Annotated in this window: 12 protein-coding genes; 10 read left to right on the top strand and 2 right to left on the bottom strand. The window is 73.9% G+C overall.

The genetic code is table 11. The features are described 5' to 3' along the window. On the top strand, nucleotides 1–899 hold an 899-nt coding region (locus tag F8274_RS09405), incomplete at its 5' end, for an aminotransferase class V-fold PLP-dependent enzyme (RefSeq protein ID WP_151461895.1). A 43-nt stretch (nucleotides 900–942) separates the two neighbouring features. On the opposite strand, the gene F8274_RS09400 is transcribed toward F8274_RS09405, so the two are convergent. After that, a complete protein-coding gene (locus tag F8274_RS09400) occupies nucleotides 943–2,115 on the bottom strand; it encodes an acyl-CoA dehydrogenase family protein (RefSeq protein ID WP_151461894.1) in 1,173 nt (390 codons plus the stop codon). A 232-nt stretch (nucleotides 2,116–2,347) separates the two neighbouring features. Here F8274_RS09400 and F8274_RS09395 point away from each other — a divergent pair, with 232 nt between their 5' ends. Genes F8274_RS09395 through F8274_RS09385 form a run of 3 tightly spaced genes read left to right on the top strand, consistent with a single transcriptional unit; the run spans nucleotide 2,348 to nucleotide 5,561 of the window. Beyond that, nucleotides 2,348–3,001, top strand: coding sequence for a TetR/AcrR family transcriptional regulator (locus F8274_RS09395; RefSeq protein WP_151461893.1), 654 nt, complete (start codon nucleotides 2,348–2,350; stop codon nucleotides 2,999–3,001). 44 nt (nucleotides 3,002–3,045) lie between these two features. Further along, on the top strand, nucleotides 3,046–4,488 hold the full coding sequence (locus tag F8274_RS09390; protein ID WP_151461892.1) for an aldehyde dehydrogenase family protein: 1,443 nt from the start codon (nucleotides 3,046–3,048) through the stop codon (nucleotides 4,486–4,488). Next, on the top strand, nucleotides 4,485–5,561 hold the full coding sequence (locus F8274_RS09385; protein WP_225853692.1) for a zinc-binding dehydrogenase: 1,077 nt from the start codon (nucleotides 4,485–4,487) through the stop codon (nucleotides 5,559–5,561). Before F8274_RS09390 ends, F8274_RS09385 begins: the two co-directional genes overlap by 4 nt. Here F8274_RS09385 and F8274_RS09380 read toward each other — a convergent pair. Then, nucleotides 5,545–6,465 (bottom strand): TetR/AcrR family transcriptional regulator C-terminal domain-containing protein, encoded by a 921-nt coding sequence (locus F8274_RS09380; RefSeq protein ID WP_151461891.1) that lies wholly within the window; start codon nucleotides 6,463–6,465, stop codon nucleotides 5,545–5,547. The two genes, F8274_RS09385 and F8274_RS09380, sit on opposite strands and share 17 nt — an antisense overlap. Before the next feature lie 144 nt (nucleotides 6,466–6,609). Here F8274_RS09380 and F8274_RS09375 point away from each other — a divergent pair, with 144 nt between their 5' ends. The 6 genes from F8274_RS09375 (at nucleotide 6,610) to F8274_RS09350 (ending at nucleotide 12,677) form a co-directional block, all read left to right on the top strand. Further along, a complete protein-coding gene (locus F8274_RS09375) occupies nucleotides 6,610–7,809 on the top strand; it encodes an FAD-dependent monooxygenase (RefSeq protein WP_151461890.1) in 1,200 nt (399 codons plus the stop codon). A gap of 220 nt (nucleotides 7,810–8,029) precedes the next feature. Next, nucleotides 8,030–8,791 (top strand): ABC transporter ATP-binding protein, encoded by a 762-nt coding sequence (locus tag F8274_RS09370; protein ID WP_151461889.1) that lies wholly within the window; start codon nucleotides 8,030–8,032, stop codon nucleotides 8,789–8,791. Continuing rightward, nucleotides 8,778–9,470, top strand: a complete 693-nt coding sequence (locus tag F8274_RS09365; protein ID WP_151461888.1) for an ABC transporter ATP-binding protein — start codon at nucleotides 8,778–8,780, stop codon at nucleotides 9,468–9,470. Before F8274_RS09370 ends, F8274_RS09365 begins: the two co-directional genes overlap by 14 nt. A 48-nt stretch (nucleotides 9,471–9,518) precedes the next feature. Next, nucleotides 9,519–10,769 carry an ABC transporter substrate-binding protein gene (locus F8274_RS09360; RefSeq protein WP_151461887.1) on the top strand — a complete coding sequence of 417 codons (1,251 nt, stop codon included), beginning with the start codon at nucleotides 9,519–9,521 and terminating at the stop codon, nucleotides 10,767–10,769. A gap of 10 nt (nucleotides 10,770–10,779) precedes the next feature. Further along, a complete protein-coding gene (locus F8274_RS09355; protein ID WP_151461886.1) occupies nucleotides 10,780–11,661 on the top strand; it encodes a branched-chain amino acid ABC transporter permease in 882 nt (293 codons plus the stop codon). Next, nucleotides 11,658–12,677, top strand: coding sequence for a branched-chain amino acid ABC transporter permease (locus tag F8274_RS09350; protein WP_151461885.1), 1,020 nt, complete (start codon nucleotides 11,658–11,660; stop codon nucleotides 12,675–12,677). The genes F8274_RS09355 and F8274_RS09350 overlap by 4 nt, the downstream gene beginning before the upstream one ends. Nucleotides 12,678–12,734 lie beyond the last annotated feature (57 nt).

The raw sequence follows: 12,734 nt of genomic DNA, 5'->3' as shown, positions 1-12,734 counted from the left end.
GGGAGGGCTGGGGCGGGGCCGCCGAGCGGGCCCGCGCCGGGTTCGCCCGGCTGGTCGGGGTGGCCCCGACGGACGTGACGATCGGCAGCACCGCCTCGCAACTGCTCGCCCCGGTGGCCGCCGCGCTGCCGGCCGGCGCGACGGTGGTCGTCCCGGAGGTGGAGTTCACCTCCAACCTGTTCCCCTGGCTCGTGCAGCAGGAGCGGGGCGTCCGGGTCCGGACCGTGCCGCTCGCCGGCCTGGTCGACGCGATCGACGGCGACACCGACCTGGTCGCGTTCAGCCTCGTGCAGTCCGCCGACGGGGCCGTGGCCCCGTACGAGACGATCGTCGCGGCGGCGCGGGCGCACGGCGCGCTCGTCGCGGTCGACGCCACCCAGGCCGCCGGGTGGCTGCCCTTCGACGCGGGGCTGGCCGACGTGGTGGCGGTGGCCGCGTACAAGTGGTTGATGGCACCGCGCGGCGCGGCCTTCGGCTACCTGGCCCCGGCGCTGCGGGAGCGGCTGCGGCCCGACGCCGCCGGGTGGTACGCGGGCGCCGACCCGCACGCCTCCTACTACGGCCCCCCGCTGCGGCTGGCCGACGACGCGCGGCGCTTCGACATCTCGCCGGCCTGGTTCAGCTACGTGGGCGCCGCCCCCGCCCTCGAACTGCTCGCCGAGATCGGGTTGCCCGCCGTGCACGCCCACGACGTGGCGCTGGCCAACCGGTTCCTCGCCGGGCTGGGCCGGCCGCCCGGCGACAGCGCGATCGTGGCCGTCGAGGTGCCGGGCGCGCAGGAGAAGCTGGCCCGGGCCGGGGTGCGGGCGGCGGTCCGCGCCGGGCGGGTCCGCGCCGCGTTCCACCTCTACACCACGGAGGAAGACGTCGACCTGGCCCTGGCGGCGCTGACCGGCTGAGGCGGTGGCTCCCGCCCCGGGACCGGGCGGGAGCCACGCCGGCTCAGGCCAGGTGCCCGCCGATCTTCGTGTAGCCGCGCAGCAGGTCCCGGGAGATGATCAGCCGCTGCATCTCGTCGGTGCCCTCGAAGATCCGGTACAGCCGGACCTGCCGGTACCAGCGTTCGATCGGCAGCTCCCGGGTGTAGCCCATGCCGCCGTGGATCTGGAGCACCCGGTCGACCACCCGGTTGACCATGCCGGCGCCGTAGAGCTTGCCCATCGACGAGGCGTGCCGCGGGTCGAGGCCCTGGTCGACGGTCCACGCCGACCTGAGCACCAGCCAGCGGGCCGCCTCCAGCTCGGTCTCCGAGTCGGCGATCATCCACTGGATCGCCTGGTTGGTGCCGATCTTCGCGCCGAAGGTCTCCCGGGTGTTGGCGTGGTCGATCGCCATCTGGAGGGCCCGCTCGGCGATGCCGATGGCGTGCGACGGGATCGTGTAGCGGCCCTTGCCGATCCACTCCATGCCCAGCGTGAAGCCCTGGCCGATCTCGCCGAGGATGTTGCGGTGCGGCACGCGGACGCCGTCGAAGATCAGGGACGCGGGCCCGCCCTCGCCCATGGTCTGGATGAACTCCGACCGCCAGCCCATCGACCGGTCCACCAGGAACGCGGTCGCGCCGCCGTTGCGGGCGCCCTTCCCGGGGTCGGTCACCGCCACCACGATGGCGAAGTCGGCGTCGTTGCCGTTGGTGATGAACGTCTTCTCGCCGTCGAGGACCCAGTCGTCGCCGTCGCGGCGGGCCCGCAGCCTGATGTTCGCCGCGTCGGACCCGGCGCCCGGCTCGGTGATCGCGAAGCAGGAGATCCGTTCCCCCTCGATGGTCGGGAGGAGGAACTCCCGCTTCTGCTCCTCGGTGGCGTGGAACAGGATGTTGTCCGCCTCCCCGCCGAAGCGGAACGGCACGAAGGAGCGGCCCAGCTCGGTCCAGATCAGCGACTGGAGCACGGCGGGCAGGTCCATCCCCCCGTACTCCTCGGGGGTGGCCAGGCCCCAGAAGCCGAACTTCTTCGCCTTGAGCTGCAGCTCGCGCAGCTCGGAGCGGTCCAGGCCGGGCTGGTGGGCGCGCTCGCGGCGCAGCACCTCCTGCTCCAGCGGCAGCACCTCGCGGGTGACGAAGGCGCGCACGGTGTCCCGGACGGCCCGTTCCTCGTCGGACAGTGCGAAGTCCACGTTGCTCCCTCGGTTGGCGTGGCGGTGGAGACCGCGGCGGGCGGCGGCGGTCGCTCTTAAACTAGCGGTGTAAGTTTTCATCCGTCCAGACCCCTCCTCCGGCCGTCGCGGTGAGGCTCCGCGGCCCCGCCCCGGCTAGGGTGCGTGAGCAGGTGTTTCAACGGGGGAGGCGGCGTGGCGGGATTCGACCGGCGAGGGGCCGGCGGCGTGGGCCCGGCGTGGGTGGCCTGACGTGCCCCGTCCCCGGCAGGCCCTGCTCAACCGCGACCGGATCGTGGAGACCGCGCTCGCGCTGATCGACGCCGACGGCCTGGGCGCCCTCTCCACCCGCCGGCTGGCCGCCGCGCTGAACGTGCAGGGCCCCTCGCTCTACAACCACTTCGCCACCAAGGACGAGATCCTCGACGCGGTGGCGGACAGCGTCACGGCCTCCGTCGACGTCACCGTCTTCGACCGGTGCGACTGGGTCGAGGCGCTGCGCCGCTGGGCCCGGTCCTACCGCGAGGCCCTGACCGTCCACCCGAACATCGTTCCCTACCTGGCGCAGGGGCCGGGGCGCCGCCCGGCCGCGCTGGCCATGGCCGACGCCGTCTACGGCGGCCTGGTCCGGGCGGGCTGGCCGCCGGCCCGGGCCACTCACATCGGTGCCGCGATGCGCTATTTCGTGGCCGGCTCGGCGCTCGGCTCGTTCGCCCGCGGCTTCGTCGAGGACCCGGAGCTGTACGCGGCCCACCCGCACCTCAACCAGGCGCACCGGCTGCGCGGCCACCAGCGCAGCGTCGACGAGGGCGCGTTCACCCTCGGCCTGGACGCGTTGCTGCACGGCCTCGCCGCCGAGTACGCCCGGACCGTGACCCCCCTGGAACGCGGAACCGGTCCGGGGTAGCGTCAAAACTCCCACTGCTAGTTTCCCGCCCCCGAAGGGACGCCATGGATCTCGCCGACGCGCCCCCCGCCCTGCTGGTCCGCCGCCATCTGCACCTCGCCGGGGACTGGGTCGACCCGGCGGACGGCGGGACGATCCCGGTCGAGAACCCGGCCACCGGAGAGATCGTCGGGCAGGTCCCCGCCGGCACCCCGGCCGACGTGGACCGCGCCGTGGCCGCCGCCCGGGCCGCCTTCCCCGGCTGGGCCGCCACGGCCCCCGCCGAGCGGGCTGCCCACCTCGACCGGCTGCACACAACGCTCGCCGCCCGGGCCGAGGACATCGCCCGCACCGTCGCTCTCGAACTCGGCACCCCGCTCAAGCTCGCCACCCGGGTGCAGGCCGGCCTGCCGCTGACCGTGCTGCGGAGCATGGTCGACCTGGCCGGCCGCCCGCCGGCCGAGCGGACCGTCGGCAATTCCCTCGTGGTCCGCGAGCCCGTCGGCGTGGTCGGCGCGATCACCCCGTGGAACTACCCGCTGCACCAGGTGGTCGCCAAGGTGGCCCCGGCGCTCGCCGCCGGCTGCACGGTGGTGCTCAAGCCCAGCGAGCTGACGCCGCTCACGGCGTACCTGCTCTTCGACGCCGTCACCGAGGCCGGGCTGCCGCCCGGGGTGGTCAACCTGGTGCCCGGCACCGGGCCGGTGGTGGGGGAGGCCCTGGCCGCCCACCCCGACGTCGACCTCGTCTCGTTCACCGGCTCCACGGCCACCGGCCGGCGGATCGCGCACCTGGCCGCCGACCGGATCGCCCGGGTCGCCCTCGAACTCGGCGGCAAGTCCGCCAACGTGATCCTCGCCGACGCCGACCTGCCCACCGCCGTCAAGGTCGGGGTCGGCAACGCGCTGCTCAACTCGGGCCAGACCTGCACGGCCTGGACCCGCATGCTGGTCCACCGCGACCGCTACGCCGAGGCGCTGGACCTGGTCGCGGCGGCCGTGGCCGGATACCGGTTGGGCGACCCGTTCGACCCGGCCACCCGGCTCGGCCCGCTGGTCTCCGCCGCCCAGGCCGAGCGGGTCCGCGGGCACGTCGACCGGGCGCTCGCCGACGGCGCCCGCCTCGTCGCCGGCGGCCCGGACGCGCCGCTGCCGCCGCGCGGGCACTTCGTCGCACCCACCGTCCTCGCCGACGTCCACCCGGACAGCGCCCTCGCCCAGGAGGAGGTCTTCGGCCCGGTGCTCGCGGTCATCCCGTTCGCCGACACCGACGAGGCCGTCGCCATCGCCAACAACTCCCGGTACGGCCTGGCCGGCGCGGTCTGGTCCGCCGACGGGGAGGCGGCGCTGGCCGTGGCCCGGCGACTGCGCACCGGCCAGGTGGACGTCAACGGCGGCGCGTTCAACCCGCTCGCCCCGTTCGGCGGCTACAAGCAGTCCGGCCTCGGCCGCGAACTGGGCGGCTACGGCATCGAGGAGTTCACCGAGCTGAAGGCGATCCAGCGGTGAGGGCGCTCGTGGTCCGCGGCCGGGGCGCCGCCCCGGCCGTCGAGGAGGTACGCCTGCCCGACCCCGGCCCCGGCGAGCTGCGGGTCCGCATCCGGGCCGCCGGCATCTGCCACTCCGACCTGGCCATGGTGGACGGCACGGTGGCGCCCGCGTACCCCCTGGTGCTCGGGCACGAGGCCACCGGCGTGGTGGCCGAGGCCGGCCCCGGCACCCGGCTGGCCGTCGGCACGCCCGTGGTGCTCAACTGGGCCCCCGCCTGCCGCGCCTGCTGGCACTGCCGGCACGGCGAGCCGTGGCTCTGCGCCGCCAACACGGGGGCCTCGGTGGCCCGGGGCGAGACCGCCGACGGCGGCCCGCTCCACGTCACCCTGGGGCTCGGCGCGCTCGCCGAGGAGGTGGTGGTGCCCGAGCGGGCCGCCATCGAGATCCCGGCCGGCCTGCCGGCGGAGCAGGCCGCGCTGCTCGGCTGTGCCGTGCTCACCGGCACCGGCGCGGTCCGCAACACCGCCCGGGTCGCCCCCGGCGAGTCGGTCGCGGTGATCGGGCTCGGCGGGGTCGGCCTCGCCGTGCTCACCGCCGCCCGGCGGGCCGGCGCGGCCCCGATCCTCGCGGTCGACGTGGCCGAGGCGAAGCGGGACCTCGCCCTCGCCGCCGGCGCCACCGACTTCCTCCGCTCCGACGACACCCTGAGCAAGGAAATCCGGGCGCGCACCGAGGGGCGGGGCGTCGACCACGCCTTCGAGTGCGTCGGCCGGTCCGTCACCATCCGGGCCGCCTGGCGGTCGACCCGGCGCGGGGGAGCGGTCACCGTGGTCGGCATGGGCGCGAAGGACGACCTGCTCAGCCTGTCGGTGCTGGACATCTTCCACTCGGCCCGCACCCTGCGCTCCTCGGTCTACGGCTCCTCGGACCCGGACCGGGAGGTGCCGGAGCTGGCCGCGGCGCTCGCCGACGGCAGCCTGGACCTGGCTCCGCTGGTCAGTGGCGCCATCTCCCTGGCGGAGGCGCCCGCTGCGCTGGACCGGCTGGCACGGGGCGAGGGCGCCCGCTGGGTGGTCACCTTCCCGGGCTGACGCCGCGGTCGACCAGCGTGGCGAAGCCGTCGAGCAGCCGGCGCAGGCCGAAGTCGAAGACGGTCTCCAGGTCCAGGTCGACGCCGCCGGTGGTCAGGGCGTCCATGGTGGCCAGCCCGCCACCGGCCATCACCTGCTGGAACGTGGCCTGCTGCCGGTCCACCCACTGGTCGTGGGTGAGGCCGGTGTCCTGCACCGCCTGCGCGCCCATCTCCAGGTTGGTCGCGATGCCCTTCACGTAGGCCATCAGGGTGATCGCCACGTGCCAGCGCACCTGCCGGTCCAGGCCCAGGCCGGCGGTGGCCCGCAGGGCCAGGTCGGTGTGCGCCATGCCGTGCGGCAGCGGCTGCGGCCGGGCGATCGAGATGACGTGCGGCACCCAGCGGTGCCGCCGGTAGACGGCCCACTGCGCCCGGGCGAGCACGTCCAGCCGGGCGCGCCAGCCGGCCGGCTCGGTGGCCGGCAGCGGGGCGTCGGCCAGCACCGCGTCGGCCATCGCCAGGATCAGCTCGTCGCGGCCGCGCACGTGCCGGTAGAGCGACATGGTGGCCACGCCCAGCTCGGCGGCGATCTGGCGCATGGACACCGCGGCCAGGCCGCCCTCGTCCGCCAGCGCGACCGCGGTGCGCAGCACCCGCTCCCGGCTCAGCTCCGGCTCCGCCCGCCCGGACTGCGGCCGGGGTGCGGCGACGACGGTGCCGGCGCCCGGGCGGGTCAGCACCAGCCCCTCGGCGCGGAGCAGGGCGAGCACCCGGGTCGCGGTGGCGATGGCCACCCCGTGCTCGCGGGTGAGCTGACGGGTCGAGGGCACCCGGTCGCCGGGGAGCAGCTCGCCCAGCTCGATGCGGCGGCGGATCTCCGCGGCGATCCGGCGGTACGGCGGCTCCTGGCCGTGCGGCGACATCCCGGCAGCGTACTAGTACACCTGCTCCTCGGGACACCCTCCGGCCGGGAGCGTACTAGGTCGCCGGAAGCGCCTGGGGCGCCCCGGCCCTAGCGTCCTGACCACACCTGATGGACGGTGTACGCGCGATCTCGGGAGAACACCATGAACGACAGAACCGTGCTCATCTCCGGCGCCGGCGTGGCCGGCCCGGCCCTCGCCTTCTGGCTGCGCCGGCACGGCTTCGCCGTGACCGTGGTGGAACGGGCCCCCGGGCTGCGTCCCGGCGGGCAGGCCGTCGACGTGCGGGGGGCCGCCCGCGAGGTGGTCGACCGGATGGGGCTGACCGCCCGGATCCGGGCCGCGACCGTCCGGGAGCAGGGCATGGCGTACGTCGGCGAGCGGGGGGAGACGCGCGCCCGGCTGCCGGTGCACGCCTTCGGCGGGGAGGGCATCGTGGCCGACATCGAGATCGAGCGCGGCGACCTGGCCCGGCTGCTCCACGAGGCCACCCGGGACGACGTCGAGTACGTCTTCGACGACTCGATCGAGACGCTGGAGCAGACCGGGGACGGGGTGCGGCTCACCTTCGCCCGCTCCGCCCCGCGCACCGTCGACCTGGTGATCGGCGCGGACGGCTCGCACTCCCGCACCCGGGCGCTCGCCTTCGGCCCCGAGCCGGCGTACGTCCGGCCGCTCGGCGCGTACCTGGCCTACTTCTCCACCCCGTTCCGGGACGACACCGGCTGGTTCCTGCTGCACAACGCGCCGGGTGGGCGGGTCGTCGGCACCCGCCCGACCCGGGACGGCCGGACCGCCGCGTTCTTCAGCTTCCGCTCCGGCGAACTCGACGTGGACCGGCGGGACCGCGCCGCCCAGCAGCGGCTGCTCGCCGCGCGCTTCGCCGACGTCGGCTGGCGCGCCGCCGAGCTGCTGGCCGCCGCGCCGGACGCCGGCGACTTCTACTTCGACCGGTACGGCCAGGTGCGGATGGAGTCGTGGAGCAACGGGCGGGTGGCGCTGCTCGGCGACGCCGCCTGGTGCCCGTCCCCGCTCACCGGGCAGGGCACCAGCCTCGCGCTGGTCGGGGCGTACCTGCTGGCCGGGGAGCTGGCGGCGGCGCGGGGCGACCACGCGGCGGCCTACCGCCGCTACGAGGAACTGCTGCGCCCGCACGTGACGCGCAGCCAGGAGATCCCGGGCGGCGGCATCTCCGGTTTCCTGCCGGACAGCCGGGCCGCGATCCGGATGCGCGACGCGACGATGCGGGCCATGGCCTCCCGCCCGCTGCGCGGGCTCGCCACCCGGCTCTTCTTCAGCAGGGCCGACGGGATCGACCTGCCGGAGTACGCGGCCGCCCGGTGACGGTGGCGCCACCACATGTCGACACCCGCCGATCCGTTGCGATCTCGGCGGACGGGCCCGCCCCCTATGGGGAGCGGGCCCGTCCCATCGGGGGTGAATGTGTGGGGGATCGACATGGCTCGACTCTGCCGGTGCGCCGTAGGTTTCCTGCACGCGACGGCCCTGTGACCCCGGTCACCGACCTGGCCGGCGCGGTTGTGGACCTGCGGAGGGTGAGGCGATGGCCGGGCAAGCGATCCTGTCGGCCCGTGGGCTGACCCGGGACTTCCGGGGCTTCCGGGCGGTCGACGGGGTCGACCTCGATGTGGCGCCGGAGACCGTGCACGCCCTGGTGGGGCCGAACGGCGCCGGCAAGACCACCCTGTTCAACCTGCTCACCGGTTTCCTGCCGCCCAGCGCCGGGCGGATCGAGCTGGCCGGCCGGGACGTCACCGGCCTCCCCCCGGAACGGGTCGCCCGGCTCGGCGTGGCCCGCTCCTTCCAGATCACCAGCCTCTTCCCCCAGCTGGGCGCGCGGGAGCACGTCGAGCTGGCCCTCCAGGCGCCCAGCGGGCTGGGCTGGCGGTTCTGGCGCTCGGCGAAGCTGATGCGCCGCTACCGGGACCGGGCCGACGAGCTGCTCGCCATGGTGGGCCTCGCCGAGCTGGCCGAGGCCCCGGCCGAGGCCCTCGCGTACGGGCGCAAACGCGCCCTGGAGCTGGCCATCGCGCTCGCCCTCGACCCGAAGGTGCTGCTGCTCGACGAGCCCACCGCCGGGATGGGGCTGGAGGACGTGGACCGCACCGTCGACCTGATCGCCCGGGTCCGCGCGGGCCGGACCGTGGTCATGGTCGAACACAACATGAGCGTGGTGGGCCGGCTCGCCGACACGGTCACCGTCCTGCAGGCCGGCAAGGTCCTGGTCGAGGGCCCGTACGAGCAGGTCCGCACCGACGAGCGGGTCATCACCGCCTACCTGGGAGCCGCCGATGCTGCGCATTGAGAACCTCTCCGCCTGGTACGGCGAGGCCCAGGTGCTGCGGGAGGTGAGCCTGGAGGTGGCCACCGGCGAGGTGGTCACCCTGGTCGGGCGCAACGGCGCCGGCAAGTCCACGCTGCTGCGCTCCGTCATGGGGCTGCACCCCGGCCAGCGCGGCACGGTCAGCTTCGGCGACCGGGACGTCACGAAGCTGCCGGCGCACAAGCGGGCGCGGCTCGGGCTCGGCTGGGTCCCCGACGACCGGGGCGCGTACGCCACCCTGACCGTCACCGAGAACCTGACGCTGCCACCCCGGGTCGGCCCCGACCCGTGGCCCCTCGAACGGGTCTACGAGGCGTTCCCCGCCCTGTACACCCGGCGGGACTCGGCGGCCACCATGCTCTCCGGCGGCGAGCAGCAGATGCTCGCCCTGGCCCGGGTGCTGCGCATGGGCGCCCGGCTGCTGCTCTGCGACGAGCCCACCGAGGGCCTGTCCCCACTGCTCGTGCAGCAGGTCGGCGACCTGCTGCGCGAGGCCAAGAAGCACGGCGTGACCGTGCTGCTGGTCGAGCAGAACCTGCACTTCGCCACCGGCGTCGCCGACCGGCACTACCTGCTGGCCGAGGGACGGATCGCGGAGGCGATGGACAACTCCGAGGTGCGCTCGCGGGAGCGCGAGCTGCTCGCGTACCTCGGGATCTGACACACGACGGCTGACCCGCGCGGACCGCGCGGCAGGGAAGGATTCGACATGCGCAGGAGCGTGGGTGTGGCCGCCGCCTCGGCGGCGGCGGTGCTGGTGGCCGGATGCGGCGGTGGTGGGCCGCAGTCCGGCGGCGACCAGAAGCTGAGCGGCGACAAGATCGTGCTGGGTGTCCTCAACGACCAGTCCGGGGCCTACTCGGAGCTGTCCGGGCGGAACTCGGTCAAGGCCGTGGAGATGGCCATCGCCGACTTCAAGGCCAAGTACGGCGACAAGGCCGTCACCAAGAACATCAGCGTGGAGACCGCCGACCACCAGAACAAGCCGGACGTGGCCAACAGCAAGGCCCAGGAGATGTACGACCGCAAGGGGGTCGACGCCATCCTCGACGTGCCGACCTCCTCGGCCGCCCTCAAGGTCGCCGACGTGGCCAAGGAGAAGAAGAAGCTCTACTTCAACATCGGCGCGGCGACCACCGACCTGACCGGCAAGAGCTGCAACAAGTACACGTTCCACTACGCCTACGACACCTACATGCTGGCACACGGCACCGGCACGGTGACCACCGAGCAGGTCGGCAAGAACTGGTACATCCTCTACCCGAACTACGCCTTCGGTCAGGACATGGAGAAGAGCTTCTCCGCCGCCATCACCGCCGCCGGCGGGCAGGTCGTCGGCAAGGACGGCGCGCCGTTCCCGAACACCAGCGGCGACTACTCCTCGTTCCTGCTCAAGGCCCCCACGCTGAACCCGAAGCCGCAGGTGCTCGGCACCATGCAGGCCGGCGCCGAGCTGGTCAACGTGGTGAAGCAGTACAACGAGTTCAAGCTGCGGGACAAGGGCGTCGGGCTGGCCGTCGGCCTCATGTTCATCACCGACATCCACTCGCTCACCCCGGCCGCGCTCGCCGGCACCACCTACACCGACGCCTGGTACTGGAACTTCGACCAGCAGAACCGGGAGTGGGCGGACAAGTTCCAGAAGGAGACCGGCACCCGGCCGTCGTTCGCCCACGCGGCCAACTACTCCGCGGCCATGCAGTACCTGGAGGCCGTGCAGGCCGCCGGCACCGACGACGCGGACACCGTGGTCAAGGGCCTGGAGGGCAAGGAGGTCAACGACCTGTTCCTGCGCAACGGCAAGATCCGCGCCGAGGACCACCGGGTCCTCCACGACGCCTACCTGGCGCAGGTGAAGCCGCAGGCCGAGGTCGGCGAGCCGTGGGACTACGTGAAGATCCTCAAGACCATCCCGGCGGCGGAGGCGTTCCGGGCCCCGTCGGCCGACTGCAAGATGTAAAGACGAGCTGATGTCAGGTTTCCTGCAGAACACGTTCAACGGGCTGGTGGGCGGGGCGTTCTACGCCCTGCTCGCCCTCGGGCTCGCGGTCATCTTCGGCATGCTCCGGGTGGTGAACTTCGCCCACGGCGCCTTCTACATGCTCGGCGCCTTCGGCGCGTACGTGCTGCTCGCCGAGGCGGGCGTGCCGTTCTGGGCCGCGTTGGTGATCATGCCGCTGGCGCTGGGCCTGCTCGGCATGGTGCTGGAGCGGGCGGTGATCCACCGGCTGACCCGGCTCGACCCGCTCTACAACTTCCTGCTCACCTTCGGCCTCACGCTGATCCTGCAGGACCTGGTGAAGTCCCGGTACGGCGTGCAGTCCAGCCCGTACGCCACCCCGGCCGAGCTGAGCGGGACGGTCGACTTCGGACTGTTCGACTTCCCCACCTACCGGGTCTTCATCCTCGGGTTCACCGTGCTGCTCTGCGTCGCGGTCTGGTGGGTGCTCGGCCGCACCCGGGTCGGCATGGTGGTCCGGGCCGCCACCGAGCGCCCCGAGCTGACCCGGGCCTTCGGTATCGACGTGGGGAGGTGGGTCACCCCGGTGTTCGGCTTCGGCATCGCCCTGGCCGGGCTGGCCGGGGTGCTCGCCGCCCCGATGCGGGCCGTGAACCCGCTCATGGGCGCCGACCTGATCATCGTGGTCTTCGCGGTGGTGGTGATCGGCGGGCTTGGCTCGATCTTCGGGTCGGTGGCCGCCGGCTTCGGCATCGGCCTGATCCAGGCGTGGGGCGAGGCGTACCTGTCGGACTTCCCGATCGTGTCGCAGACCGTCGTGTTCGTGGTGATGGCCGCGGTGCTGCTCTGGCGGCCGGCCGGCCTGTTCGGCCGTGAGGAGGCACCGGCATGACGAGTGCAGTCGACACCCCCGCCGAGGAGTCGGCCCGGCCCGCTCCGCCGTCCGGGCTGCTCACCGTCGCCCGGGCGCCCGGCTGGGTCCGGTACGCGCTGCTCGCCGCCGGCCTGGTCGTGGCCCTCTGGCTGCCGAACGGGCTCTACCCGGCCGTGGCCGTGGACATCCTCTGCTGGGCGCTGTTCGCCGTCTCGGTGGACCTGCTGCTCGGTTTCACCGGGCTGATGTCCTTCGGGCACGCCGCGTTCTGGGGCACCTCGGCGTACGTGACCGGTCTGGTCGCGATCCACGCCGGCCTGCCCTTCCCGGCGGCCGTGCTGGCCGGCGCCCTGGCCGCGGCGCTGCTCGCCCTGCCGATCGGCTACCTCGCGGTGAAGCGCACCGGCATCTACTTCGCCATGGTCACCCTCGCGTTCGCGCAGATGGTCTACTACGTGGCCAACGAGTGGCGCTCGGTCACCCAGGGCGAGAACGGTCTCCAGGGCGTGCCCCGGGAGTTCTTCGGGACGGACCTGTCCGACGACTACTACTTCTACTACGCGATCCTGCCGATCGTGGTGCTCGGCCTGCTCGCCGCCTGGCGGATCGTGCACTCGCCCTTCGGCCGGGTGCTGGTCGGCATCCGGGACAACCCGGCCCGGGCCCGCGCGCTCGGCTACCCGGTGCACCGCTACAAGCTGACCGCGTTCGTCCTGTCCGGTTTCCTGGCCGGTCTGGGCGGCGGGCTCTTCGCGGTCGGCCACCGGTTCGTCTCGCTGGACGTGCTGCACTGGACCACCTCCGGCAAGGCGGTCATCGTGGTGGTGCTCGGCGGCATCGGGACCCTCTGGGGCGGTGTGCTCGGGGCGGCCCTGGTGGTCCGGCTGGAGGACTGGCTGTCGTTCTCCGGCTTCGAGGCCATCGGCCTGGTCACCGGCGGCATCTTCGTCCTCGTCGTGCTGCTGTTCCGGCGCGGCATCTGGGGCACGGTCGCCCACCTGGCGCGACGGCGGGCAGCGGCCCGCCGCCGGTGAATTCCCGCGACGGCGCGTCCGGACCGCGCCGTCGCGACGAACCCCCGGGTAGTGGAG

This window comes from Micromonospora sp. AMSO31t (assembly GCF_008868175.1).
GTDB lineage: Bacteria > Actinomycetota > Actinomycetes > Mycobacteriales > Micromonosporaceae > Micromonospora.
Note: the sequence above shows the minus strand (reverse complement) of the source record. Positions and strands in the feature narration are given on the sequence as shown.